The sequence below is a fragment of the Pantoea sp. Lij88 genome, assembly GCF_030062155.1.
Classification (GTDB): domain Bacteria; phylum Pseudomonadota; class Gammaproteobacteria; order Enterobacterales; family Enterobacteriaceae; genus Pantoea.
This window is the reverse complement of the sequence record NZ_CP118269.1, coordinates 1,418,478-1,445,258: the sequence shown is the minus strand read 5'-3', so window position 1 is coordinate 1,445,258 and position 26,781 is coordinate 1,418,478. Positions and strand designations below refer to the sequence as shown.

The window sequence follows — 26,781 nt, the reverse complement described above, 5'->3', positions numbered from 1 at the left end:
GTAACATCCGTTTATTAATGCAAGTGTGATCGGGATCTCTGAATGGTTATTCTTTGGGCGGGAGGCGCATTTTTTAACAGGCGCAGAGTAAAAAGGGGGCTAGCGCCCCCTGACGTTAACGGCTTGCCTGGTCCAGCTGATCAATCTGCGCCGGGGTCAGCGTCAGCTGCATCGCGCCAGCCAGATCGTCGAGCTGTTTAAGCGACGTGGCACTGACGATTGGTGCGGTGATGCCCGGACGGGCAATCAGCCAGGCCAGCGCGACCTGCGTCGGCGTCACCTGATGCGCTTCACTGATGGCATCCAGCGCATCCAGAATCCGCAGGCCGCGCGGGTTAAGGTATTTCTCCACCACGCCCTGACCGCGTGCGCTTTTCCCGGCATCTGCCGCATCACGGTATTTACCACTGAGGAAGCCGCTGGCGAGCGAGTAGTAGTTAATAACGCCTAAGCCGTGGGCTCTCACCACCGGCTCCAGCTCAGCCTCATAAGGCTGGCGGTCATACAGGTTATATTGCGGTTGCAGGGTCTCGTAACGCGCCAGCCCCTTCGCTTCACTCACCTGCAACGCCTCCTGCAGCCGCGCCGCACTGTAATTCGAGGCACCAATGGCTCGCACTTTGCCCTCGCGGATCAGGCTGTCAAAGGTGCTCAGGGTGTCCGCCAGCGGCGTATCCTCATCGTCGCGGTGTGCCTGGTAGAGATCGATGTAGTCGGTCTGCAAGCGGCGCAGAGAATCCTCGACCGCCTGCCGGATATATTGCGGTTTCAGCCCGGTTTTCTCAGGCGACAACTCCATACCGACTTTAGTTGCCAGCACGATCTGGTCGCGTTTGCCGCTTTTTTTCAGCCACTCACCAATAATGGTTTCCGACTCACCGCCTTTATTGCCCGGTGCCCAGCGGGAATAGACGTCGGCGGTGTCGATAAACCACAGCCCCCGCTCCACCAGCGCATCCAGCAGAGAAAACGAGGTGGCTTGATCCACCGTCCAGCCAAACACATTGCCGCCAAACGTCAGCAACGGCACCGTAATACCACTGTCACCCAACTGCCGGGTTTGATTCTGACTCATTATCTGCTCCTGATTTACCTGAAAAACGGCCTGTCTCTCAGCATAGCAAAGTGATTTCATCCCTTTATGACGATTGTGCTGCGATTAATGTCAGAACAGGCATAATTACCCGGCCCTGACAGATATCCTTATTTCCTTCAAATTCTGCCCGTCAGAGGCGACTACACTCTGTCGTTTGCAGGCTAACTATTTCATGCCTGCGCCTGGGACTACGTCACTGCTGGAGAGCATCAACAATCATGAGCACCCGACATCCTGTTATGAAGAAAACCCTGATCGTGCTGGCCCTGATCGCCGTGGCCGCGGGCGGCTATTATGCCTGGCAGCACAACGCCCAGCTGCAGGACAGCAGCCCGTCTGATTCCCCTGCGCCGCGTGGCGGCAAAGGCGGCGGTGACGGCGCTCATCGCCCCCTGGCACCGGTTCAGGCGGCGACCGCCACCAGCCAGAGCGTGCCGCAATACCTCAGCGGACTGGGAACGGTAACGGCGGCTAACACGGCCACGGTGCGCAGCCGGGTCAATGGCGATCTGCTGGCGATCCACTTCACCGAAGGCCAGCAGGTCAACGCAGGCGATCTGCTGGCAGAAGTCGATCCACGGCCCTATCAGGTAGCGTTAACTCAGGCTCAGGGCCAGCTGGCAAAAGATCAGGCGACCCTGGCTAACGCCCGCCGCGACCTGGCGCGCTTCGAGAAGCTGGCAAAAACCTCGCTGGTGTCGCAGCAGGAACTGGATACCCAGCGCTCACTGGTGAGTGAAACGCTTGGCACGCTGAAAGCGGATGAGGGCGGCGTCGCCAGCGCACAGCTCAATCTGACCTACAGCCGCATCACCGCGCCGATTGCCGGCCGGGTCGGCCTGAAACAGGTGGATGTCGGTAACTACGTCACCAGCGGCGACACCACCGGTATCGTCGTGATTACCCAGACACACCCGATTGATGTGGTCTTTACCCTGGCGGAAAACAGCATCAGCGACATTCTCAGGGCGCAGAAAAGCGGCCAGCCGCTGCTGGTGGAGGCCTGGTATCGCAGCAATAAGAATCTGATCGCCAGCGGCAAACTGCTGAGCCTCGATAACCAGATTGATGTCACCACGGGCACCATCAAAATCAAAGCGCGATTTGATAATCAGGATGACACGCTGTTCCCCAATCAGTTCGTGAATGTGCGACTCAAGGTCAACACCCTGCAGGATGCGGTGGTGATCCCGCCTGCCGCGTTGCAGATGGGCAACGAAGGCCACTTTGTCTGGGTGGTGAACAGTGACAACAAGGTCAGCAAGAAAAGCGTGGTGGCTGGCTTGCAGGACAGTGAGAAAGTGGTGGTCAGCGCCGGTCTGGAGGCAGGCGAACGCGTAGTGACCGATGGTCTGGATCGCCTGACCGAAGGTGCGAAAGTCGAGGTCGTTGCGCCGCAGAGCAACGCACCGCGCGCCACCCGCGCGACCCTGCCGTCAAAAGGAGAGCGTGAGTAATGCAGGTCATGCCTCCCGATCACAGTGGCGGGCCGTCACGCCAGTTTATTCTGCGTCCGGTCGCCACCACGCTGTTGATGATTGCGATTCTGCTGGCCGGGGTGCTGGGCTACCGCTTCCTGCCGGTTTCGGCATTGCCGGAAGTCGACTATCCGACCATCCAGGTGGTCACGCTCTATCCCGGTGCCAGCCCGGATGTCGTTACCTCCTCCATCACCGCCCCGCTTGAGCGCCAGTTTGGTCAGATGTCCGGCCTGAAACAGATGGCGTCGCAAAGCTCCGGCGGCGCCTCGGTGGTGACGCTGCAGTTTCAGCTGACGCTGCCGCTGGATGTGGCAGAGCAGGAGGTGCAGGCGGCCATTAACTCCGCCACTAACCTGCTGCCCAACGACCTGCCCAATCCGCCCGTCTACAGCAAAGTCAACCCTGCCGATCCACCGATCATGACGCTGGCTGTGACTACGCGCAGCATGCCGCTGACGCAGGTGCAGGACATGGTGGAAACGCGGGTCGCGCAGAAAATTTCGCAGGTCAGCGGCGTCGGGCTGGTCACGCTTTCGGGCGGACAGCGTCCGGCGGTGCGGGTAAAAATGAATGCGCAGGCGCTGGCAGCGCTGGGTCTGACCAGCGAAACGGTGCGGACTGCTATCAGCAATGCCAACGTCAACTCGGCTAAAGGCAGCCTGGATGGCCCGACCCGTTCTGTCACCCTGTCAGCCAATGACCAGATGAAATCCGCGGAGGATTATCGCCAGCTGATTATCAGCTACAAAAACGGCGCACCGGTGCGTCTGGGTGACGTGGCCACTATCGAACAGGGTGCCGAAAACAGCTGGCTCGGTGCCTGGGCTAACCGCGATGCGGCGATTGTGCTTAACGTTCAGCGTCAGCCTGGCGCCAATATTATTGCCACGGCAGATAATATCCGTGCCATGTTGCCTGGCCTGACCGCCACGCTGCCTAAGTCGGTAGAGGTTAAACTGCTCACCGACCGCACCACCAATATCCGCGCGTCGGTCAACGACACCCAGTTTGAGCTGATACTGGCGATGGCGCTGGTGGTGATGATTATCTATCTGTTCCTGCGCAACGTGCCCGCCACGCTGATCCCGGCGGTGGCGGTGCCCCTGTCGCTGATCGGCACCTTTGCGGCGATGTACTTTCTCGGCTTTTCCATTAACAACCTGACGCTGATGGCGCTGACCATCGCCACCGGCTTCGTGGTCGATGATGCCATCGTGGTGATTGAGAACATCTCGCGCTACATCGAAAAAGGGGAAAAACCGCTGACCGCCGCGCTGAAAGGTGCCGGTGAGATCGGCTTCACCATTATCTCCCTCACCTTCTCGCTGATTGCGGTGCTGATCCCGCTGCTGTTTATGGGCGACGTGATTGGCCGCCTGTTCCGCGAATTCGCCGTGACGCTGGCGGTGGCGATTCTGATTTCCGCGGTGGTGTCACTGACCCTGACGCCGATGATGTGTGCCCGGATGCTGAGCGCAGAGTCGCTGCGCAAACAGAACCGTTTTTCGCGGGCCAGCGAGGCGATGTTTGATCGTATCGTCGCCGCCTATGGCCGCGGCCTGAAACGGGTGCTGAACCACCCCTGGCTGACGCTGTCGGTGGCGCTCGGCACACTGGTGCTGACGCTGCTGCTGTGGATGGTGATCCCGAAAGGCTTCTTCCCGCAGCAGGACAACAGCATTATTCAGGGTACGCTGCAGGCACCGCAGTCGGTCTCCTACGCCAGCATGGCGCAGCGCACCCGCGACGTCGCCTCCATCATCATGAAAGACCCGGCGGTTGAGAGCATGACCTCCTTTGTCGGCGTGGATGGCACCAATGCCTCGCTGAACAGCGCGCGGCTGCAGATTAACCTCAAGCCGCTGGATCAGCGCGACGACCGCATTCCTGCCATTCAGCAGCGCCTGCAACAGCAGGTCAGTCAGTTGCCTGGCGTGCAGCTCTGGCTGCAGGCGGTGCAGGATCTCACCATTGATACTCAGGCGAGCCGCACGCCGTACCAGTTCACGCTGCAATCGGGGTCACTGTCGTCGCTCAGCACCTGGGTTCCGGCGCTGCTGACCCGCCTCAGCACCCTGCCACAGCTGCGCGATGTCAGCAGTGACTGGCAGGATCAGGGGCTGGAAGCCTATGTCAACGTTGACCGTGACAGCGCCAGCCGCCTCGGTATCAGTATGGCTGACGTCGATAACGCGCTCTATAACGCCTTTGGTCAGCGGCTGATCTCCACCATCTACACCCAGGCGAATCAGTACCGTGTGGTGCTGGAGCAGGACAATAACGCTACTCCGGGACTGGCAAGCCTGGATGCGATTCGCCTGAACAGCAGCGACGGCGGCAGCGTGCCGCTGAGCGCCATCGCCCGCATTGAACAGCGTCACACGCCGCTCAGCATTAACCATCTCGACCAGTTCCCGTCGGCGACCTTCTCCTTTAACGTAGCTGACGGCTATTCGCTGGAAGATGCGGTGAAGGCGGTTTCACAGGCGGAAGCGCAGCTTGGCATGCCCGCCGAGCTGATGACCCAGTTCCAGGGCAGCACGCTGGCGTTTGAGGCGGCACTGAGCAGCACCGTGTGGCTGATTGTCGCGGCCATTGTGGCGATGTACATCGTGCTGGGCGTACTCTATGAGAGCTTTATTCACCCGATCACCATTCTCTCAACGCTGCCCACGGCGGGTGTCGGCGCACTGCTGGCGCTGATGCTCAGCGGCAATGAGCTGGATATCGTGGCGATCATCGGCATCATCCTGCTCATCGGCATCGTGAAAAAGAACGCCATCATGATGATCGACTTTGCGCTGGCGGCTGAGCGCGAACAGGGCATGAAGCCGGCAGATGCCATCTATCAGGCCTGCCTGCTGCGCTTCCGTCCGATTCTGATGACCACGCTGGCCGCCCTGCTCGGTGCGCTGCCGCTGATGCTCAGCACGGGCGTCGGCGCCGAACTGCGTCATCCGCTGGGGATTGCGATGGTCGGCGGCCTGATTCTGAGTCAGGTACTGACGCTGTTCACCACCCCGGTGATCTACCTGCTGTTTGATCGCCTGGCGCACGCCACCCGCCGCCGCTTTGGCCGCACGGAGGCCGCAGAGTGAAGTTCTTTGCCCTGTTCATTCATCGGCCTGTCGCCACTACCCTGCTGACGCTGGCCATCGCCCTGGCCGGGATTCTGGGTTTCCGCCTGCTGCCGGTCGCGCCGCTGCCGCAGGTCGACTTCCCGGTGATTGTCATCTCGGCGTCACTGCCGGGTGCGTCACCGGAGATCATGGCGTCGTCGGTGGCCACGCCGCTGGAACGCTCGCTGGGACGCATCGCAGGCGTCAGTGAAATGACCTCCACCAGTTCGCTGGGCAGTACCCGCATCATTCTGGTGTTTGATTTTGATCGCGACATCAACGGCGCGGCGCGCGATGTGCAGGCTGCCATTAACGCGGCGCAAAGCCTGCTGCCGACTGGCATGCCGTCCCGCCCGACTTATCGCAAAGTTAACCCCTCAGATGCGCCGATTATGATCATGACGCTGACCTCGGATACCTACAATCCCGGTCAGCTCTATGACTACGCCTCGACCCAGCTGGCACAGAAGCTGTCACAGATTGAGGGTGTGGGCGACGTTACCGTGGGCGGCAGCTCACTGCCTGCGGTGCGCGTGGCGCTGAATCCCCAGGCGCTGTTTAATCTGGGCGTCTCGCTGGATGCGGTGCGCACCGCCATCTCCAACGCCAATCAGCGGCGGCCCCAGGGCGCACTGGATGATCTGCAACAGCGCTGGCAGTTACGCACCAATGACGCGCTGCAGACCGCCCATGAATATCAGCCGCTGGTGGTGCACTACAACAACGGCGCGGCGGTCAGGCTGTCGGACGTGGCGACCGTTGAGGATTCGGTTCAGGACGTGCGCAACGCCGGGATGTCACGCGGTAAACCCGCGGTGCTGCTGCTGATCCGCAAAACCCCTGAAGCTAACGTCATTGATACGGTAGATCGGATTCGCGCCGAAATGCCGCTGCTGCATGAGGTGATCCCGGCCGCCATCGACCTGGAGATTGCTCAGGATCGCTCGCCCACCATTCGCGCCTCGCTGCATGAAGTGGAGCAGTCGCTGATCATCGCCGTGGTGCTGGTGATTCTGGTGGTGTTTGTGTTCCTGCGCTCGGGCCGCGCGACGCTGATCCCCGCCGTCGCCGTGCCGGTTTCGCTGATCGGCACCTTCGCCGCGATGTATCTGTGCGGCTTCAGCCTGAATAACCTGTCGCTGATGGCGCTGACCATCGCCACCGGCTTTGTGGTGGATGATGCGATTGTGGTGCTGGAGAACATTGCCCGCCACGTGGAAGCGGGCATGAAACCGCTGGCCGCCGCGCTGAAAGGGGTGCGTGAAGTCGGCTTTACGGTGCTGTCGATGAGCCTGTCGCTGATTGCGGTGTTCCTGCCGCTACTGATGATTGGCGGGCTGATTGGCCGCTTCTTCTCTGAGTTTTCCATTACGCTGTCGGTGTCGATTCTTATCTCGCTGTTTATCTCGGTCACCCTGACGCCGGTGATGTGCGCATATCTGCTGAAGCCGCACGCGCCACGCAGCCAGCCGCGTCAGCGCGGCGTGGGGCGGCTGCTGATGGCGATCCAGCAGGGCTATGGCCGATCGCTGAACGTGGTGCTCAACCATGCACGCTGGGTGCTGCTGCTGTTTTTCGCCACCATCGCCCTGACCGGCTGGCTGTTTGTTCATATCCCGAAAACCTTTATGCCCGAACAGGATACCGGGCGACTCTCCGGCTTTATCTCTGCCGACCAGAGCATTTCGTTTCAGGCGATGCGCAGCAAGCTGCAGGATTTCATGGAGATCGTCGGGGCCGATCCGGCAGTAGAAAGCGTAGTGGGCTTTACCGGCGGGATGCGGACCAACAGCGGCTCGATGTTTATCTCGCTGAAGCCGCTGTCGGAGCGAAAAGAGAGTGCCCTTGAGATCATCGCCCGACTGCGCACTAAACTGGCGAAAGAGCCGGGTGCCAGTCTCTATCTGAATGCGGTGCAGGATCTGCGCGCAGGCGGCCGGGAATCGAATGCTGCTTATCAGTATTCACTGCTGTCGGACGATCTCGGCGCGCTGCGGACGTGGGAGCCGAAAATCCGCGAGGCGTTCTCCGCCCTGCCGCAGCTGGCCGATGTGAACTCCGATCAGCAGGATAAGGGCAGCGAGATGGCGCTGACCTACGATCGCGAAAGCATGGCGCGGCTCGGTATTGATGTCTCTCAGGCCAATGCTCTGCTGAATAACGCCTTTGGTCAGCGTCAGATCTCCACCATCTATCAGCCGCTTAATCAGTACAAAGTGGTGATGGAGGTCGATCCGCGCTATACCCAGGATATCAGCGCCCTGTCGCAGATGTTTGTGATCAATAGTGACGGCAAAGCGATTCCGCTGTCGTGGTTCGCCCACTGGCAGCCCGCGAATGCCCCGCTGTCGGTAAACCACGAAGGGCTGTCGGCCGCCTCGACGATCTCCTTTAACCTGCCAGAGGGTGTGTCGCTGTCGCAGGCGTCGGAAGCGATTGAGCGCACCATGACCGCGATTGGCGTGCCGTCCAGCGTGCGCGGCAGCTTTGCCGGAACGGCACAGGTGTTTCAGCAGTCGCAAAGCAGCCAGCTCTGGCTGATGCTGGCGGCGATTGCCGCGGTCTATATCGTGCTGGGTATCCTCTACGAGAGCTATGTTCATCCGCTGACGATTCTCTCTACCCTGCCCTCGGCGGGTGTCGGGGCGCTGCTGGCGCTGGAACTGTTCGATACGCCCTTCAGCCTGATTGCGCTCATCGGTATTCTGCTGCTGATCGGTATCGTGAAAAAGAACGCCATCATGATGGTCGATTTTGCGCTGGAGGCCGAGCGCAATGGCCAGCTCAGCGCGCGGGAGGCGATTTTCCAGGCGTGCCTGCTGCGCTTCCGGCCGATTATGATGACCACGCTGGCGGCGCTGTTTGGCGCGCTGCCGCTGGTGCTGAGCAGCGGCGACGGTGCCGAACTGCGACAGCCGCTGGGGATTACCATCGCGGGCGGTCTGGTGATGAGCCAGCTGCTGACGCTTTACACTACGCCGGTGGTCTATTTAATGATGGATAAGCTGCGGCGCAAAAAACGCCCACTGGCCGCCGCGCAGCAGTCGTAATGGGTGCGAGCAGGCTCCGGGCGTGCCGCCTTTATCGGGGGGATCGATGACTTCGCAAAACACTAACGTCCGCTGGCAACTGTGGATTGTTGCCATCGGCTTTTTTATGCAGACGCTGGATACCACCATCGTGAATACCGCGATCCCGTCGATGGCGCACGACCTGGGTGTCAGCCCGCTGCACATGCACTCGGTGATTGTCTATTACGTGCTGACGGTGGCCGTCATGTTGCCGGTCAGCGGCTGGCTGGCGGATCGCTTTGGCGTGCGAAACATCTTCTTCTGCGCGATTCTGTTGTTCAGCCTCGGCTCGCTGCTCTGTGCCCTTTCCGGCACGCTGGATCAGCTGGTGCTGTCGCGCGTTGTTCAGGGAATTGGCGGGGCCATGATGGTGCCGGTGGGTCGCCTGACGGTGATGAAGATCGTGCCGCGCGAGCAGTATATGTCCGCCATGACCTTTGTGACCCTGCCCGGCCAGATCGGCCCGCTGCTGGGTCCGGCGCTGGGCGGTGTGCTGGTGGAGTACGCCAGCTGGCACTGGATCTTTCTGATCAATATTCCGGTGGGCATCGCAGGTGCTATCGCTACCCTGATGCTGATGCCCAACTACAGCATGCAGACGCGGCGCTTTGATTTCGGTGGCTTTATCCTGCTGGCCGCCGGCATGGCAACCCTGACACTGGCGCTGGATGGTCAGCGCAGCAGCGGCGGCTCTCCGCTGCTGCTGGGGGCGATGATCCTCACCGGCATGTTCTCTCTGCTGTTCTACCTGATGCATGCGCGCGGCAATGAGAATGCGCTGTTCAGCCTGAAGCTGTTTGATAATCGCGTTTACGCCATTGGCCTGCTCGGCAGTTTTACCGGCCGCATCGGCAGCGGCATGCTGCCCTTTATGACGCCTATCTTTCTGCAGCTCGGCATGGGCTACAGCCCGTTTCACGCCGGTCTGATGATGATTCCGATGGTACTGGGCAATATGGGGATGAAGCGGATTGTGGTGCGCATCGTCAATCTCTATGGCTACCGCAACGTGCTGGTGATGTCGACCGTGGCGCTGGCGCTGGTGGTTCTGCTGTTCCCGCTGGTGGCGCTCATGGGCTGGGTCTGGCTGCTGCCGCTGGTGCTGTTTCTGCAGGGGATGGTCAACGCCATTCGCTTCTCTTCGATGAATACCCTGACGCTGAAAGAGTTGCCCGATGAACTGGCATCCAGCGGCAACAGCCTGCTGTCGATGATTATGCAGCTCTCAATGAGTATCGGCGTGACCGTCGCCGGGCTGCTGCTGGGCGCCTTTGCTCACGAGAGCGCGGCGAACAGTGCGGCGGAGCATCAGATGTTTATTTATACCTACCTGTGCATGTCGCTGATCATCATCCTGCCTGCGCTGGTGTTCTGGCGCGTCCCGCCACAGGTAAATACCAACGTCGATCTGCGACGCCGGAGAAAAAAATGAGACTCAACCTGCGCCTGGGCATCGGTGCCAAACTGTTTATGGCGATTTTCGCCACCTGCATGCTGGTGCTGATCACCATGCACTGGGGCGTTCGCCTCAGTTTCGAGCATGGCTTCGTCGACTACATTAAGCGCGGCAATCAGCAGCGTCTGAACCTGCTCAGCGATGCGCTGGCCGATCAGTATGAGCAGCACGGCAACTGGGATTTTCTGCGCCACAACGATCGGTTGATCTTCACCATGCTGCGTTCGCTGGAGCAGAATCCTGACAGCAGCAGTCAGCTGCCGCCACACGGCTGGCGCACCCAGTTCTGGGTTCTCGATCAGCAATATAAAGTGATGGTCGGGCCGCCGGGGCCGGTGCCGCCGGAAGGCACAAGGCGCAATATCACCACCAGCACCGGCAAGGTGGTGGGCTGGGTGATTGGCTCGCCGCCGGAGCGGCTGACGCGCAGCACCGATATTAACTTCGATCAACAGCAGCGGCGCACCAGCTGGATCATCGTCGGCCTGTCGACGTTACTGGCGGCGCTGGCGACCTGGCTGATGGGGCGCGGCCTGCTGGCCCCGGTCAAACGGCTGGTGGATGGCACCCATCATCTGGCGGCCGGTAATTTTGCCACCCGCGTCGAGGTCAGCAGCCGCGATGAACTGGGCCAGCTGGCCGGTGACTTTAACCTTCTTGCCAGCTCGCTGGAGAAAAATGAAAGTATGCGCCGCGCCTTTATGGCCGACATCTCCCATGAGCTGCGCACGCCGCTGGCGATCCTGCGCGGTGAGCTGGAGGCGATGCAGGATGGGGTGCGCAAACTGACGCCGGAAGCGATCGCCTCGCTGCAGAGCGAGGTGGTGGTGCTGACCAAGCTGGTCGACGACCTGCACCAGCTGTCGCTGTCGGATGTAGGCGCCCTTGCCTACCGCAAACAGGCCACCGACCTGGTGCAACTGCTGGAAGTGACGGCGGGCAGCTTTGCCGAACGCTATCGCGCGCATGGCCTGACGCTGAAACTGAATCTGCCCGATAACGCCCCGTTCTTCGGCGATCCCGACCGCCTGATGCAGTTGTTCACCAACCTGCTGGAGAACAGCCTGCGTTACACCGACAGCGGCGGTCGGGTTGAAGTGACACTAAAGTATGAGGCGCCCAACTGGCGCATCGATTTTGATGACAGCGCACCCGGTGTTGAGAGAGAACATCAGGCGCAGATTTTCGAGCGATTCTTCCGTACCGAAGGCTCGCGCAATCGCGCCAGCGGCGGTTCGGGCCTGGGCCTGGCCATCTGTAAAAATATCGCTGACGCCCATGGCGGCGATATTCATGCAGCGCACTCTGATTTAGGTGGACTGAAAATCGCGCTACACTTGCGCTATGTTCCCCTTGTATAGACGCTTATGAGCCAGGAAAACCATGACCCGCTGATTCTGGTGGTCGAAGATGAGCCGAAACTGGCGCAGCTGATGATCGACTATCTGCACGCCTCGAACTACCGTACCCACCACATCGCCGACGGCAACGCAGTGCTGGAGTTCGTGCGCCAGACGCCGCCCGACCTGATGCTGCTGGATTTGATGCTGCCGGGCACCGATGGTCTGACGCTTTGTCGTGAAATCCGCCGTCATTCCGAGCTGCCGATTATTATGGTCACCGCCCGCACCGAAGAGATCGATCGGCTGCTGGGGCTGGAGCTGGGCGCGGATGACTACATCTGCAAACCCTTCAGCCCGCGTGAAGTGGTGGCGCGGGTCAAAACGATTCTGCGCCGGGTAAAACGTTCGGCAGAAGAGCCGCAGAGCGCCTCGTTACTCCGGGTCGATGAGAGTCGCTTCTTCGCCAGCTGGCGTGAAAAGCCGCTGGATCTCACGCCGGCGGAGTTCCGCCTGCTGAAAACGCTGTCGCTGGAACCGGGTAAAGTCTTTTCACGTGAACAGCTGCTCAACCATCTCTATGATGATTACCGTGTGGTCACGGACCGCACTATCGACAGCCATATCAAGAATCTGCGGCGCAAGCTGGAGAACCTCGACAGCGAGCAACCTTTTATCCGCGCCGTCTACGGCATGGGCTATCGCTGGGAAGCCGATGCCTGTCATTTGATCTAGTTTGATCCCGATCAATTTACTTCCCTTTTCTCACTGCCTACAATTCCGCACCTTTTGCAGGGCTTAACGGCCCTGCACCTGCCGCTTCAGGCGGCATACTGACCTGACATCAGTGAGAACATCATGAAACCCGAACTGCTTTCTCCCGCTGGCACGCTGAAGAACATGCGTTACGCCTTTGCTTATGGTGCCGATGCCGTGTATGCCGGCCAGCCACGCTACAGCCTGCGGGTGCGCAACAATGAATTTACCCACGAAAATCTCGCACTGGGTATTAACGAAGCGCACGCGCTGGGCAAGAAATTCTACGTGGTGGTCAACATTGCGCCGCACAACGCCAAACTGAAAACCTTCATCCGCGACCTGACGCCGGTGGTGGCGATGCAGCCCGACGCGCTGATCATGTCCGATCCCGGCCTGATCATGCTGGTGCGGGACGCCTTTCCGGCGATGCCGATTCACCTGTCGGTGCAGGCCAATGCGGTCAACTGGGCCACGGTAAAATTCTGGCAGCAGATGGGGCTGAGCCGGGTGATTGTGTCACGCGAGCTGTCGCTGGAAGAGATCGCCGAGATCCGCCAGCAGGTGCCGGAGATGGAGCTGGAAGTGTTCGTTCATGGCGCACTCTGTATGGCCTACTCCGGGCGCTGCCTGCTGTCGGGCTACATGAACAAGCGCGACCCGAATCAGGGTACCTGCACCAACGCCTGCCGCTGGGAATATAAAGTGCAGGAAGGCCAGCAGGATGAGGTAGGAAATATCGTCGGGTTCCACGAGCCTATAGCCGTGCAGGAGGCCACGCCCACGCTGGGCATCGGTCAGCCGACCGACAAGGTGTTTCTGCTGGAAGAGAAGATGAAGCCCGGCGAGGTGATGAGCGCGTTCGAAGATGAGCACGGCACCTACATCATGAACTCGCGGGATCTGCGCGCGGTCGCCCACGTTGAGCGGCTCAGCGAGATGGGCGTTCAGTCGCTGAAAATCGAGGGACGCACCAAGTCCTACTATTACTGCGCCCGCACCGCGCAGGTTTATCGCCGGGCGATTGATGATGCCGCTGCCGGTAAGCCGTTTGATCCCTCACTGCTGTTAACCCTGGAAGGCCTGGCCCATCGCGGCTATACCGAGGGCTTCCTGCGCCGTCACACTCACGACAGCTACCAGAATTATCAGCAGGGCTTTTCAGTTTCCGATCGCCAGCAGTTTGTTGGCGAATTTACCGGTGAGCGCCGGGGCGAATGGGCGGAAGTGGTCGTGAAGAATAAATTTATGCTGCACGACAGCGTGGAGATCATGACGCCCGAAGGGAACCTGAATTGCCAGCTGGATGCGCTGCAGAATGCGCGCGGTGAAGCCACTGAGGTTGCGCCGGGCGACGGCCATCGCGTCTGGCTGCGGGTGCCTGAAGAGGTCGATCTGCGCTTTGCTCTGCTGCTGCGCAACTTTGATCACGGCGAAGATACGCGTGACCCACATAATCGTTTACTAACGGAAACATTTTGAGGAAATCAGAACAGGATCACAGACCCCTGTGCAGGGCTGCTTTATAGTCCCGCCTGCTGCTAATGAGTAACAACAAACGGCAGATTTAACTGGAACCACCTCATTTACCCGCCCGGCTCCCCCGTGCGGGTTTTCTTTTTTCTCTCTTTCGCCAATTATTTACTGCTGGCAGCTATGTTATAAATTCCCTTCTTACTCTGTAGATCTTCAAGGAACGCAAAATGGATAACAAACCGCTTACGCTGCTCATCCTGAATGGGAAAGGCGCGGGTAATGATGATCTGCGCGAAGCCATTACTACCCTGCGTGAAGAAGGCTTCGATATTGCGGTGCGTGTCACTTTTGAAAAAGGTGACGGCGACAGGTACGTCAAAGAGGCGATTGCGCTGCAGGCCGAAACCGTCGTCGCGGGTGGCGGCGATGGCACCATCAACGAGGTTGCAACCGCGCTGGCGGCATCCAGTGCCGATCATCGGCCGGTGCTGGGCATTCTGCCGCTGGGCACCGCCAACGACTTTGCCACCAGCGTCGGCATCCCGGAAGAGATGGAACCGGCACTGCGTCTGGCGATTCAGGGCAAAGCCAGCACCATCGATCTGGCCCGGGTGAACCAGGATCACTACTTCATCAACATGGCGACCGGCGGTTTTGGCACCCGTATCACGACAGAAACGCCGGAAAAGCTGAAGTCGGCGCTGGGCGGCGTCTCCTACTTTATTCACGGTCTGATGCGCATGGATACCCTGAAACCGGATACCTGCGAGATCAGCGGTCCCGATTTCGCCTGGCAGGGTGATGCGCTGGTGATCGGTATCGGTAATGGGCGTCAGGCAGGCGGCGGGCAGCGTTTATGCCCTTCTGCCCTGATCAACGATGGCCGACTGGACGTCAGTATTGTCACCGCGCAGGAGCTGCTGCCAACGCTGCTGCACTCGCTGACCGGCGATGATGATAATCCCGGTATCGTGACGACGCAGCTGGAGTCACTGACCATCCGTTCGCCGCATGAGATGACGTTTAACCTTGATGGCGAGCCGCTCTCCGGGCGGGAATTCGTGATTGAGGTGATGGCAGGCGCGCTAAGCTGTCGCCTGCCGCCGCAATGTGACCTCCTTTCCTGAATATCACTAAAGGGGCGAAAGCCCCTTTTTTATTGCTGCTCATCCCGTTTTTTATTACTCCCACTCAGCTTTTATAACCTCCCTGCGCTTCCGCTCACAACGCCATTTTGTCTCTGAAAACAGTCTGTGATTGGGTTCACAACTCTGCCAGTGCAACTTGTATGGTAGTATTAAAGCGCGTACTTTTTCGTCATTGAAGGCTGATTTAAGGCAAACAGGATGAAAATTGTTAAGGCGGAAGTATTTGTAACCTGCGCAGGCAGAAACTTTGTCACCGTGAAGATCACCACCGATCAGGGACTGACCGGCATTGGCGATGCCACGCTGAATGGCCGTGAATTACCGGTCGCCTCCTACCTGAAAGATCACGTCTGTCCGCAGCTGATTGGCCGCGATGCCCATCAGATCGAAGATATCTGGCAATATTTCTACAAAGGCGCGTACTGGCGTCGCGGTCCGGTGACCATGTCCGCTATCTCTGCGGTTGATATGGCACTGTGGGATATCAAAGGCAAAGCCGCCAATATGCCGGTTTACCAGCTGCTGGGCGGTGCCTCACGGACTGGCGTTATGGTCTATTGCCACACCACCGGCCACTCCATTGACGAAGTGATGGATGACTACGCGAAGCACAAAGAGCTGGGCTTCAAAGCGATTCGTGCACAGTGCGGCGTGCCAGGCATGAAAACCACCTACGGCATGGCGAAAGGCAAAGGTCTGGCTTATGAGCCTGCCACCAAAGGGAACTGGCCTGAAGAGCAGCTCTGGTCAACCGAGAAATACCTCGATTTCACCCCAAAGCTGTTTGCCGCTATCCGTGACAAATTTGGTTTTGATGAGCATCTGCTGCATGACATGCACCATCGCCTGACGCCCATTGAGGCGGCGCGTTTCGGCAAGAGCGTGGAAGATTATCGCCTGTTCTGGATGGAAGATCCGACGCCTGCTGAAAATCAGGAGTGTTTCCGTCTGATCCGCCAGCACACCGTTACGCCGATTGCGGTGGGCGAAGTTTTCAACAGCATCTGGGATTGTAAGCAGCTGATTGAAGAGCAGCTGATCGACTACATCCGCACCACCATCACGCATGCGGGCGGCATTACCGGTATGCGCCGTATCGCTGATTTTGCCTCGCTCTATCAGGTACGCACCGGCTCGCACGGTCCGTCTGATCTCTCCCCGATTTGCATGGCGGCTGCACTGCACTTTGACCTCTGGGTGCCGAACTTCGGCGTGCAGGAGTATATGGGCTTCTCCGAACAGATGATGGAACTGTTTGAGGCTAACTGGACCTTTGATCAGGGCTACATGCATCCGGGCGACAAGCCGGGCCTGGGCATTGAGTTCAACGAGAAACTGGCAGCGAAATATCCCTATGAACCTGCCTATCTGCCGGTCGCCCGTCTTGAAGATGGCACCCTGTGGAACTGGTAAGGAGAAACAGATGAAATGCGTTGTTATTGAACAGCCAGGTGAGCTGGTGATAGCTGAACGTCCACTGCCACAACCGGCAGCGGGCGAAGTGCGGGTCAAAGTCGCTTATGCCAGCATCTGCGGCTCTGATGTGCACATCTGGCACGGCCATAACCCGTTCGCGAAATATCCGCGCGTGATTGGTCATGAATTTTTTGGTGTGATCGATGCGACAGGCGACGGTGTTGACGCGGCCCGACTGGGTCAGCGCGTGGCGGTCGATCCGGTGGTGAGCTGCGGCAACTGCTATCCCTGCTCGGTGGGCCGTCCTAATGTCTGTACCACACTGCAGGTGATTGGTGTGCACCGCGACGGCGGTTTCAGCGAGTATGCGGTGGCTCCGGCAAAAAATGCCTGGCCGTTGCCGGACGCGATTCCCGATAAACTCGCCAGTCTGGTCGAGCCTTTCACTATCGCCGCCAACATCACGGCATTTCTTAAACCGCAGCCTGATGATGTGGCACTGATTTATGGTGCCGGTCCGATGGGCCTCACCGCCATTCAGGTGCTGAAAGGCGTCTATAAGGTGAAAACGGTGATGGTGGTGGATCGCCTGCCGGAACGGCTGGCGCTGGCAGAACAGAGCGGTGCCGATCGGCTGTTTGATAACAGCAACACGCCGCTGGGCGCACAGCTTGAGGGCGTGCAGCCGACGCTGATCATCGATGCGGCCTGCCATCCCGCTATCCTGGCGGAAGCAGTGGCGCTCGCCTCACCGGCCGCGCGCATTGGCCTGCTGGGCTTCTCCGGTGAACCCTGCAGCCTGACCCAGCAAAGCCTGACCAGCAAAGAGCTGTCGCTGTTTACCTCACGTCTTAACAGTAACCGCTTCCCACAGGTGATCGGGTGGATAGAAAAAGGGTTAATCCAGCCGGAGAAACTGGTCACTCACTACTTCCCGCTGCAGGAGATTGAACGGGCGATGACCCTGTTCGAAAAAGATCCCCGCACCTGCTGCAAAGTCATTCTTCAGATGGATTAAGTCTCTGCTCAACACCAGGTCTCCTGAGCCGGCGTTCGCGTCGGCATAACGATAATGATAAAACAGATCACGGAGTGTTTATGTTCAAGAATCTGCGCTGGACCCTCGTTTTATTGCTGTTCCTGGTTTACATGATCAACTACCTCGATCGTGTTGCCCTGTCACTCACGGTACCGCTGGTTGAGAAAGATCTGGCGATCAATGCTGAGCAGTTCGGCATGATTTTCGGCAGCTTCTTTTTCGGCTACGCGCTGTTTAACTTTGTCGGCGGCCTCGCCACTGACCGCTTTGGCCCGAAAATCGTGCTGGCTGTGGCGGTGGGTGCCTGGTCCATTTTCTGCGGCATGACCGCACTGGCGACGGGCTTCTGGTCACTGCTGATCCTGCGGGTGCTGTTCGGTATGGCTGAAGGCCCCATCTGCTCCTCAGCCAACAAAGCGATCAACGGCTGGTTCCCGAAAAAACAGGCCGCCACGGCGATGGGTCTGCTGAGTGCCGGTTCACCGCTGGGTGGCGCGGTCGCCGGTCCGATCATTGGCTATCTGGCCCTGGCCTATGGCTGGCGTCCGGCGTTTGTGATCGTCTGCTGTATCGGTCTGGTGTGGATGGCGTTCTGGCTCTTCTTCGCCGCTGACAACCCGGCGAAGAGCAAACGAGTGAGCGAAGAGGAGCGTCTGCTGATTGATCGCCTGAAAGCCACAAACCCGAATGATGAGGTCGATCTGGCCGAGACGCCGCATCCGTTTGGCTACTACCTGCGCCAGCCGATTATCCTGGTCACCGCTTTTGCCTTCTTCTGCTACAACTACATCCTGTTCTTCTTCCTGAGCTGGTTCCCGGCCTATCTGGTGCAGGCGCACGGCCTGGATATCAAATCCATGAGCATCACCACCATGATCCCGTGGATTGTCGGCTTCGTCGGTCTGGCGCTGGGTGGCTGGATTTCCGATAAAATCTTCAACATCACCGGCAAACTGTTGTTGTCCCGTAAAATTGTGCTGGTGGTCTCACTGCTGGCAGCCGCAATTTGTGTGGCGCTGGCGGGTACGATAAAAGAGGTGGTTCCCGCCGTCATGATGATGTCGGTGTCGATTTTCTTTCTCTACATTACCGGCGCGATTTACTGGGCGATTATTCAGGATGTGGTGCACAAGAGTCGTATCGGCAGCATCAGCGGCTTCATCCATCTGGTGGGTAGCCTCTCCGGCATCATCGGGCCGATCGTCACCGGATTTATTGTTCAGCACACCGGCAAATTCGACAGCGCCTTTGTGCTGGCCGGCTGTGTCGCCGCGCTGGGTGCCTTCCTGGTGTTGTTTGTGATTCGCAGTCCGAAAACTGAAGATAAACCGGTTTCGGTCTGAGTGTTGTTCCACTAACAGAATGATGATTCTGGGGCGCTACGCGCCCCGTTTTCCATTAAGGATGGATTATGTTACAGCTTGATCGCCTGCCCGCTGAAGTACAGCGCCCCGCTTATGACCGCAGCAAATTAAAAACCCGCATGGTACATATTGGTTTCGGTGCCTTTCACCGCGCCCATCAGGCGCTTTGCAGCGACAGGCTGGCCGAAGATCAGGGCAGCGACTGGGGCTACTGCGAAGTGAATCTCAACAGCGGCGAACTGATTCAGGCACTGCGTGAGCAGGAACTGCTCTACACCCTCACCGAAATGGCCGATGATTCACAGCATACCCGGGTGATAGGCGTGATTACTCAGGCGCTGCATGGCAAAAGTGACGGTATTGAGGCGGTGATCAAGGCGATGAGTCAGCCTGATGTGGCGATTGTTTCAATGACCGTCACTGAAAAAGGCTATTGCCACCAGCCCGCCAGTGGCAATTTGAATCCCGATCATCCCGATATCGTACATGACCTGCAGAATCCGAATTCTCCCCGTTCGCTGCCGGGTCTGATTCTGGCCGCAATTCGCCGCCGACGCGATCAGGGTTTGCCTGCCTTCAGCGTGATGTCCTGTGACAACATGCCGGAAAATGGTCACGTCACCCGCAATGTGATTGTGCAGCTGGCCCGGCAGCAGGATCCGGCGCTGGCGGACTATATTCAGCAGCACATGACCTTCCCCTCCACCATGGTGGATCGCATCGTTCCGGCCATGACCGGCGCGGCTTTTGCCGCATTGACCGAACGCCTGGGGTCAAGTGACCCGGTAGCGGTTGAAGCGGAACCCTTCTTCCAGTGGGTGATTGAAGATAACTTCGTCAATGGTCGTCCGGCGTGGGAAAAAGCGGGCGCCGAGCTGGTCAGCGATGTCCTGCCCTATGAAGAGATGAAACTGCGCATGCTGAATGGCAGCCACTCTTTCCTGGCCTATCTCGGCTTCCTGGCAGGTTATGAGTACATCAGCGACTGCGTGGCCGATCCCCATTTCCGCGCCGCCGCCCGCTCACTGATGATCGATGAGCAGGCACCGACGCTGCGCACTCAGGGGGTGGATCTCAACGCCTATGCCGATTCACTGATTGCCCGCTATGAAAACCGTGCCATTAAGCATCGCACCGGCCAGATTGCCACTGACGGCACCCAGAAACTGCCACAACGCATGCTGGATAGTCTGCGCTGGCACCTGCAGCGCGGCAGCGACTGCAACCTCCTACTGCTGGGCGTGGCGGGCTGGATGCGCTATGTCGGCGGCGTGGATGAAAAGGGTCAGCCGATTGAGATCCGCGACCCGATGCAAAAGCAGCTGGCTGAGTGCGTTGCCGCCAGCGACGATGGCGAGGCCCGCGTGCGGGCACTACTCTCTCTTCGCGAGGTATTTGGTGAGGACCTGCTGCAAAATGGAGACGTGGTTGCCCGACTGACGGCCTGGTATCAGCAGCTGACTACGCAGGGCGCTCGCGCCACGGTGCATCGGTGTCTCAACCACGGCTAAAGGCGCTGAAACAAAGCGCTGGCGCAGATGCAGCACCCTGATTAGACTGACACTTTCCCATCGTGCTGGCCTCTGCCAGCCGTAATATGGATATTGCTGCATGTCGATCGCCTATACCATTACTACCAGCGAACCGGTGAATCAGCAGATTTACCGTTATCTGCGCAAAGATATCGTCACCTGCGCAATTCAGCCGGGCTCGCTGCTCTCTGAAAAAGAGGTGTCCGCGCGCTTCAACGTCTCACGCCAGCCAGTGCGCGAAGCGTTCATCAAGCTGGCCGAAGCCGGACTGGTACAGGTATTGCCGCAGCGCGGCACTTTCGTGCGCAAAATCTCCGCTAAGCGGGTGGCGGATGGCCGCTTCATCCGTGAAGCAGTGGAAGTGTCTGTGGTTCGTCGCGCGGCGCTGGAGATTAATGATCCAGCCCTGATGGCGCTGGAACACAATCTGCAGCTGCAGCGCATGGCGGCTGAGCGGCATGACAGCCAGGGCTTTCTGACTCTGGACGATGAATTTCATCGCCTGATTGCTGAAAGCATTGACTGCAAGCTGGCCTGGGAGACGGTGGAGAACATCAAAGCCGCCATGGACCGGGTGCGGTTCCTGACGCTGAGTGAGGTCTCTCCGCCGGAAAAAGTGATTGAGCAGCATGAAGAGATTTATGCCGCGCTGAAGCGTCACGACGCCGATGCCGCGGAAGCGGCAATGCGTCATCACCTGCAGGAGATGATCTTCTCGATCACCCCGATTGCCGAACGTAACAGCGCCTGGTTTGAAGCACCCTGAACCTGAAACCGCCCGCACCGCCTGATCAACAGGCCGATGCGGGCCTTCGTCGTTACCACCATTGATGAAAATGGTGAACCGGCCCGATACCCTTTCCGACCTCCAGCGAATCCGCCTGTAACAGCGCCTGCTGTAACCAGTTTTTAGCTTCCCCTATCGTCTCTGCCCAGTCAGCATGACGCGGACGCAACGCGGCTAACGCAGCCGACAGCGTACAGCCGGTGCCATGTGTATGACGGGTATCCACGCGCGACGTACTGAATCGCTGCTCTGCTGAAGGCGTAAGCAGCCAGTCCGGGCTTTCGTCCGCCGCCAGGTGACCGCCCTTCATCAGCACGGCCTGACATCCCAGGGCCAGCAAGGCTCGTCCCTGCTCGCGCATCTCCGTCTCATCTTTGGCAATCCCGCAATCCAGCAACGCCGCCGCTTCCGGCAGATTAGGCGTGATCAGCGAGACCTGCGGCAGTAACAGCTCCCGTACGCTGGCCACGGCATCTGGCGAGAGCAACGCATCACCACTTTTCGCGACCATGACCGTATCCAGCACCACAAAGGGGATCGCCGCATGCTTTAGCCGGGCGGCAACCTGTTCCACGATGGCCGTTTCTGACAGCATGCCGATTTTTGCGCTGTCGATGCGCACATCATCCAGCACCGAGTCGAGCTGGGCGGCAACAAAGTCAGGTTCAATGCGATAAACCGACTGCACGCCCTGCGTATTTTGTGCCACCAGCGCGGTAATAACGCTGGTGCCATAGGCTCCCAACGCGGAAAAGGTTTTCAGATCGGCCTGAATACCTGCGCCACCGCTGGGATCGGTACCGGCAATCGTCAGGGCATTAATGCGCTTCATGATTTCGCCTCCAGCGTCCAGAGTGCATCGATAAACGCCGTGGCAAAGCTGCCCGGCCCGCACGTCTGCGCCGCTGCCTTTTCCCCCGCCAGGGCCATGACCTGGCAGGCAGCAGCGACATTCAATAAACGATCGCCAGGCAGACTGCTGAAGCCCGCGACCACAGCCGAGAGCGCGCAGCCGGTCCCGACCACCCGCGTCATTAACGGGCTTCCCCCGCTTATGGCGAGGAATCGCTGACCATCGGTGGCATAGTCCACTTCTCCGGTAACGATCACCAGCGTGTTCCAGGTCTCAGCGAGATGCTGTGCCGCATCGAGTGCCGCATCGGCCTGATGCAGCGTATCGACACCGCGCCCGCCGCTGGCCTGCTGTGCCAGCGCCAGAATCTCTGACGCATTTCCCCGGATTACCGCCGGTTGCTGACTTAGCAACTGCTGGCAGAACTCACTGCGTAGCGTCAGCGCACCGACGGCAACCGGATCGAGTGTCCAGGGTGTGCCCGCCTCTCTGGCAGCGATGACCGCAGCCTGCATCGCCTGCTGGCGTTCGCGGGTCAGGGTGCCCACGTTAATCAGCAGCGCATCGGCAAAGCGGCTGAACTCTGCGGCTTCCTCAGCATCAATTACCATTGCAGGTGAGGCATTAAGTGCCAGCAGTACATTGGCGGTGAAGTTCTGAACCACGTCATTGGTCATGCAGTGCACCAGCGGTGACTGACGGCGGAAAGTGTGCAGGATGGGCGCGAAGTGCGCGGCAGAAAGGTGTTGAGATTGATGTGTCATCGTAGCTCCCAACCGGCGAACAAGAAGGCGAATGCGGTCAGGCATCAGACTTCCCTACGCTGGCATTATCCAGTTCAGGTCAGCGGGTTTTTCTCAGCCCTTTCCGTGTGGAAAGCGGCACCCCGAGTCGTGTTACGGCTTGCAGCATAGGAGAGCTGTGCGGCGAAAGCAAGCGACACCAGCCCGGCAAATAATCAGAGCTGAAACAATTCACATGATCCCGATCAACTCATGACGGTGGAAAAAAAGGCTTAATGCTGCGGGCTCACGGGATACCTCTTTATAGGTAACTCTGGTTATTACCCGAACGGGTAATATTTCCCGCAGTCATTCTGGTTTCTCCATAATAATTAACCTGCTCGCAGCGTCATCGTAAAAAACAAATTATTTCATTGAGTTAGAAAACTTCTGAAGCGGAACTTCATACTATTCAGGATGTATGATGCGATTGTCAGCGCTTATTCCACACCGCCATCGATGGCAGGACATTATTATTGAACGTCAGGGCGCCGTCGCGCCAAATGGCAGACATTACCTTTCCACCTATCTTTCCGCGCGTTGTCCGGGCTGCGGCGAAATAATCCATCGTGTCTATTACCGGGATATCAGCGACCAGCAGGCGCGTCGCTGGCTCGGGTAGCGTCCCGGCTACGGTCAATCCAGACACTGTTACAGTTAACAGTTAGTTAGCAATTTGTTAGTCTGATAACTAATCATCGTCTGACCAGACTCTCTCTATGCCACTGCTGTTTGAAAGCTTAAGCCATCAAATTTATCTGTCAGCCCCGCTGTTTATCCTGATCCTGCTGGGATACTGCCTGACGCGCCTCGGAAAATGGCCCGCCAGCATCAGCGAAGGAATGAACCGCTTTGTGTTTAACGTCGCCCTGCCCTGCATGCTGTTTCGGGTGATGAGCACGTTCTCGCAGAGTCCGCCGGTGGATGCACGCCTGTTACTGGCTTTCTTCGGCAGTTGCCTGCTGGTGTTTATCGTGGGGCGACTGCTGGCAACAAGGCTGTTTAATCTGGATGGCGTAGCAGCTTCGGTGTTTGCGCTGGGCGGCATCTTTTCCAATAACGTGATGCTGGGGATCCCGGTGGCCACGGTGCTGCTCGGGCCTGAAGCCCTGCCTCCGGTGGCACTGGTGCTGGTGTTTAACAGCCTGATCCTCTGGACCTTACTGACTGTTTCGGTCGAGTGGGCAAAACAGGGAAGTTTCTCGCTGGAAGGTCTCTGGCGCACCCTGATCGGCGTGCTGAAGAATCCCCTAATCATCGGCATTCTCAGCGGGACGGCCTGGAGTTTTCTGCAGCGCCCGTTGCCGCTGCTGGCCGCGGAACCGCTAAAGATGCTGGCTTCGCTGGCAGCGCCCCTGTCGCTGGTCACCCTGGGCATGAGCCTGGCGCACTATCGGGTGCGGGATGGGTTAAAAGAGAGCTATACCATCTGCCTGCTGAAGCTGGTGCTGCAACCGATGACGGTATGGGCTATCGCGTGGCTGACCGATCTGCCGCCGCTGGAGAGTAAAGTGGTGGTGCTGCTGGGATCGATGGCGGTCGGGGTTAACGTCTATCTGATGTCGCAGAAGTTCAATGTCATTACCGGTCCGGCGGCGGCCAGCATGCTGTTTTCAACGGTGTTTGCGGCAGTGACAACGCCGATATGGATGATGCTGATGACGCTGGCGGGCTATTAACAGGCCAAAAAAAGCCCCTCAGCACGGATGCTGAAGGGCTATTGTCTGGCTGACTAAACGTTATTCAGCTGATTTGGTGCGAATCAGATAGTCAAAAGCACTCAGTGAGGCTTTTGCACCTTCGCCGCTGGCGATGATGATCTGCTTGTACGGCACGGTGGTGCAGTCGCCCGCTGCGAACACGCCTTTCAGGCTGGTTTCGCATTTACCATCGATGATGATCTCACCCATTTTGTTGCGCTCAACCGCGCCTTCCAGCCATGGGGTATTCGGCAGCAGACCGATCTGAACGAAGATACCCGAGAGCGGCAGCTCATGGGTGGTCTGCGTCGTACGGTCAAGATAGTGCAGGCCGGTCACTTTGGTCCCGTCGCCTTTCACTTCAGTGGTCTGTGCGTTCAGGATCACATCAACGTTCTTCAGGCTGCGCAGTTTATCCTGCAGTACCTTGTCGGCACGCATCTCACCGGCAAACTCCAGCAGCGTAACGTGTTCAACGATACCCGCCAGGTCAATGGCCGCTTCCACGCCGGAGTTGCCGCCACCGATCACGGCCGTGCGCTTGCCTTTAAACAGCGGGCCATCACAGTGCGGGCAGTAGGTGACGCCTTTGGTGCGATATGCTTCTTCACCCGGCACACCCATGTTGCGCCAGCGTGCGCCGGTCGCCAGGATGATGCTGCGTGATTTCAGCACGGCGCCGGAGGCGGTTTCGATGGCGTGCAGTCCGCCCTCTTTCGCCGCCGGGATCAGTTTGATGGCGCTCTGGCTTTCAATCACATCCACGTTGTAATCATCTACGTGTGCACGCAGTGAACCCGCCAGTTTTGCCCCTTCGGTTTTCGGTACGGAGATATAGTTTTCGATATCCACCGTGTCCAGCACCTGGCCGCCAAAACGTTCGCCCAGCAGGCCGGTACGGATACCCTTACGCGCTGAGTAGATGGCTGCCGCTGCGCCCGCCGGGCCGCTGCCGATAATCAGGACTTCATAGGCGTCACGCTTGTTCAGCTCTTCCGCTGCACGTTTATCCGCGTTGGTATCCACTTTGCTGACGATTTCCGCCAGGCTCATGCGGCCCTGACCAAACTCTTTACCATTCAGGTAAACCGCTGGCACGCCCATCACGTTGCGTTCCTGAATCTCGTTCTGGAACAGGCCACCGTCAATAGCGGTGTGGCTGATGCGCGGGTTAATCACCGCCATCAGGTTCAGCGCCTGAACGACGTCAGGGCAGTTATGGCATGAGAGTGAATAGTAGGTTTCGAAATGGAAGTCGCTATCCAGCGCCGCGATCTGATCCAGCAGGCTCTGTGCTTCCTTCGACGGATGCCCACCGGTCTGTAACAGCGCCAGCACCAGTGAGGTAAATTCATGACCCAGAGGGGAACCGGCAAAACGCGGGCCGCTGTTCGAACCTGGGTTGGTGATCAGAAATGAGGGCTTACGCACCTGACGATCGTTCTCTTCGCGGAAGCTGACTTTGTCAGACAGGCCGGCGATATCAACCAACAGTTCACGGATCTCGGTTGATTTTGCACCCTCATCCAGGGTGGCAATCAACTCAACAGGTTTGGTTAATTTCTCAAGGTAGGCCTTGAGCTGAGTTTTCAAATTTGTGTCGAGCATAGTGATATCCTGGTCAAAAAATCGGGTGCCGCAGCACCCGATTGGAGAATGATCGAAAGGGCGAAGCGGGATTAGATTTTGCCAACCAGGTCCAGGGACGGAGCCAGCGTTGCATCACCTTCTTTCCATTTAGCCGGGCACACTTCACCTGGGTGAGAAGCCACGTACTGAGCCGCTTTCACTTTGCGCAGCAGGTCAGAGGCGTCACGGCCAATGCCTTCAGCAGTGATTTCGATTGCCTGGATAACGCCTTCCGGGTCAACAATGAACGTACCACGGTCAGCCAGACCTTCGTCTTCACGCATGATTTCGAAGTTACGGGTCAGGGCGCCAGTCGGGTCACCGATCATCGTGTATTTGATCTTCGCGATGGTGTCTGAAGAACCGTGCCAGGCTTTGTGGGTAAAGTGGGTGTCGGTAGAAACGGAGTAGATGTCTACGCCCAGTTTCTGGAACTCTTCGTAATGGTCAGCCACGTCGCCCAGTTCGGTCGGGCAGACGAAGGTGAAGTCAGCTGGATAGAAGAAGAACACACTCCATTTACCTTCAACGTCTTTCTCGGTTACGTCGATGAATTCGCCGTTTTTGAATGCTGCGTTTTTGAACGGCTTGATTTTGGTATTGATAATAGACATCTGGTGGCCTCCGTTAAAATATGTGATGCAGGTTACATAATTTTCGGGCCAACATCTAATATGCGGACGTTATCAATCTGATAAACGAAAGCTATCAAACGCTGAGAGCCTGATGCTCTCTG

General features: G+C 58.4%; 20 protein-coding genes and 1 riboswitch. Of the genes, 15 read left to right on the top strand and 5 right to left on the bottom strand.

The window, feature by feature from the left end; translation table 11 throughout:
* Positions 1-115 precede the first annotated feature (115 nt).
* Positions 116-1,075: an aldo/keto reductase gene (locus PU624_RS10485; RefSeq protein ID WP_283547560.1), complete on the bottom strand. Its 960-nt coding sequence runs from the start codon at positions 1,073-1,075 to the stop codon at positions 116-118.
* Positions 1,076-1,314: 239 nt separating this feature from the next.
* Here PU624_RS10485 and PU624_RS10480 point away from each other — a divergent pair, with 239 nt between their 5' ends.
* From PU624_RS10480 to PU624_RS10420, 13 genes are all read left to right on the top strand, one after another.
* Positions 1,315-2,553, top strand: coding sequence for an MdtA/MuxA family multidrug efflux RND transporter periplasmic adaptor subunit (locus PU624_RS10480; protein ID WP_283547559.1), 1,239 nt, complete (start codon positions 1,315-1,317; stop codon positions 2,551-2,553).
* Complete coding sequence (locus PU624_RS10475) at positions 2,553-5,675, top strand: MdtB/MuxB family multidrug efflux RND transporter permease subunit (RefSeq protein ID WP_283547558.1); 3,123 nt, start codon at positions 2,553-2,555, stop codon at positions 5,673-5,675. The genes PU624_RS10480 and PU624_RS10475 overlap by 1 nt, the downstream gene beginning before the upstream one ends.
* Positions 5,672-8,746: a multidrug efflux RND transporter permease subunit MdtC gene (gene mdtC / locus PU624_RS10470; RefSeq protein WP_283547557.1), complete on the top strand. Its 3,075-nt coding sequence runs from the start codon at positions 5,672-5,674 to the stop codon at positions 8,744-8,746. The genes PU624_RS10475 and mdtC overlap by 4 nt, the downstream gene beginning before the upstream one ends.
* Positions 8,747-8,792: 46 nt before the next feature.
* Positions 8,793-10,199 carry an MFS transporter gene (locus PU624_RS10465; protein WP_283547556.1) on the top strand — a complete coding sequence of 469 codons (1,407 nt, stop codon included), beginning with the start codon at positions 8,793-8,795 and terminating at the stop codon, positions 10,197-10,199.
* Positions 10,196-11,584 (top strand): envelope stress sensor histidine kinase BaeS, encoded by a 1,389-nt coding sequence (gene baeS, locus PU624_RS10460; protein WP_283547555.1) that lies wholly within the window; start codon positions 10,196-10,198, stop codon positions 11,582-11,584. The genes PU624_RS10465 and baeS overlap by 4 nt, the downstream gene beginning before the upstream one ends.
* A 6-nt stretch (positions 11,585-11,590) precedes the next feature.
* A complete protein-coding gene (gene baeR / locus PU624_RS10455; RefSeq protein WP_283547554.1) occupies positions 11,591-12,298 on the top strand; it encodes an envelope stress response regulator BaeR in 708 nt (235 codons plus the stop codon).
* 120 nt (positions 12,299-12,418) lie between these two features.
* Positions 12,419-13,801, top strand: a complete 1,383-nt coding sequence (trhP, locus tag PU624_RS10450) for a prephenate-dependent tRNA uridine(34) hydroxylase TrhP (protein ID WP_283547967.1) — start codon at positions 12,419-12,421, stop codon at positions 13,799-13,801.
* 221 nt (positions 13,802-14,022) lie between these two features.
* Positions 14,023-14,922, top strand: a complete 900-nt coding sequence (gene yegS, locus PU624_RS10445; protein ID WP_283547553.1) for a lipid kinase YegS — start codon at positions 14,023-14,025, stop codon at positions 14,920-14,922.
* 219 nt (positions 14,923-15,141) lie between these two features.
* Entirely contained in the window at positions 15,142-16,356 is a 1,215-nt protein-coding gene (manD, locus tag PU624_RS10440) for a D-mannonate dehydratase ManD (RefSeq protein ID WP_283547552.1), read from the top strand.
* A gap of 10 nt (positions 16,357-16,366) precedes the next feature.
* Positions 16,367-17,377 carry a Zn-dependent oxidoreductase gene (locus PU624_RS10435; protein ID WP_283547551.1) on the top strand — a complete coding sequence of 337 codons (1,011 nt, stop codon included), beginning with the start codon at positions 16,367-16,369 and terminating at the stop codon, positions 17,375-17,377.
* Positions 17,378-17,457: 80 nt separating this feature from the next.
* Positions 17,458-18,741 carry an MFS transporter gene (locus PU624_RS10430; protein WP_283547550.1) on the top strand — a complete coding sequence of 428 codons (1,284 nt, stop codon included), beginning with the start codon at positions 17,458-17,460 and terminating at the stop codon, positions 18,739-18,741.
* A gap of 68 nt (positions 18,742-18,809) precedes the next feature.
* The gene (locus tag PU624_RS10425) at positions 18,810-20,273 is read left to right on the top strand and encodes a mannitol dehydrogenase family protein (protein ID WP_283547549.1); all 1,464 of its coding nucleotides are present in this window, start codon (positions 18,810-18,812) and stop codon (positions 20,271-20,273) included.
* Positions 20,274-20,373: 100 nt separating this feature from the next.
* Positions 20,374-21,060: a GntR family transcriptional regulator gene (locus PU624_RS10420; RefSeq protein WP_283547548.1), complete on the top strand. Its 687-nt coding sequence runs from the start codon at positions 20,374-20,376 to the stop codon at positions 21,058-21,060.
* Between the two features lie 52 nt (positions 21,061-21,112).
* Here the strand turns inward: PU624_RS10420 and thiD are convergent, their stop codons facing one another.
* Both thiD and thiM read right to left on the bottom strand, forming a co-directional pair.
* Positions 21,113-21,913, bottom strand: coding sequence for a bifunctional hydroxymethylpyrimidine kinase/phosphomethylpyrimidine kinase (gene thiD, locus PU624_RS10415; RefSeq protein WP_283547547.1), 801 nt, complete (start codon positions 21,911-21,913; stop codon positions 21,113-21,115).
* Complete coding sequence (gene thiM, locus PU624_RS10410) at positions 21,910-22,698, bottom strand: hydroxyethylthiazole kinase (protein ID WP_283547546.1); 789 nt, start codon at positions 22,696-22,698, stop codon at positions 21,910-21,912. Before thiM ends, thiD begins: the two co-directional genes overlap by 4 nt.
* 34 nt (positions 22,699-22,732) lie before the next feature.
* A riboswitch (TPP riboswitch) is annotated at positions 22,733-22,833 on the bottom strand.
* 307 nt (positions 22,834-23,140) lie between these two features.
* Here thiM and PU624_RS10405 point away from each other — a divergent pair.
* Both PU624_RS10405 and PU624_RS10400 read left to right on the top strand, forming a co-directional pair.
* A complete protein-coding gene (locus PU624_RS10405; protein WP_283547966.1) occupies positions 23,141-23,338 on the top strand; it encodes a hypothetical protein in 198 nt (65 codons plus the stop codon).
* 97 nt (positions 23,339-23,435) lie between these two features.
* A complete protein-coding gene (locus PU624_RS10400) occupies positions 23,436-24,395 on the top strand; it encodes an AEC family transporter (RefSeq protein ID WP_283547545.1) in 960 nt (319 codons plus the stop codon).
* A 60-nt stretch (positions 24,396-24,455) separates the two neighbouring features.
* On the opposite strand, the gene ahpF is transcribed toward PU624_RS10400, so the two are convergent.
* Positions 24,456-26,024: an alkyl hydroperoxide reductase subunit F gene (gene ahpF, locus PU624_RS10395; protein ID WP_283547544.1), complete on the bottom strand. Its 1,569-nt coding sequence runs from the start codon at positions 26,022-26,024 to the stop codon at positions 24,456-24,458.
* 71 nt (positions 26,025-26,095) lie between these two features.
* Positions 26,096-26,659 (bottom strand): alkyl hydroperoxide reductase subunit C, encoded by a 564-nt coding sequence (ahpC, locus tag PU624_RS10390; RefSeq protein ID WP_090959470.1) that lies wholly within the window; start codon positions 26,657-26,659, stop codon positions 26,096-26,098.
* Positions 26,660-26,781 lie beyond the last annotated feature (122 nt).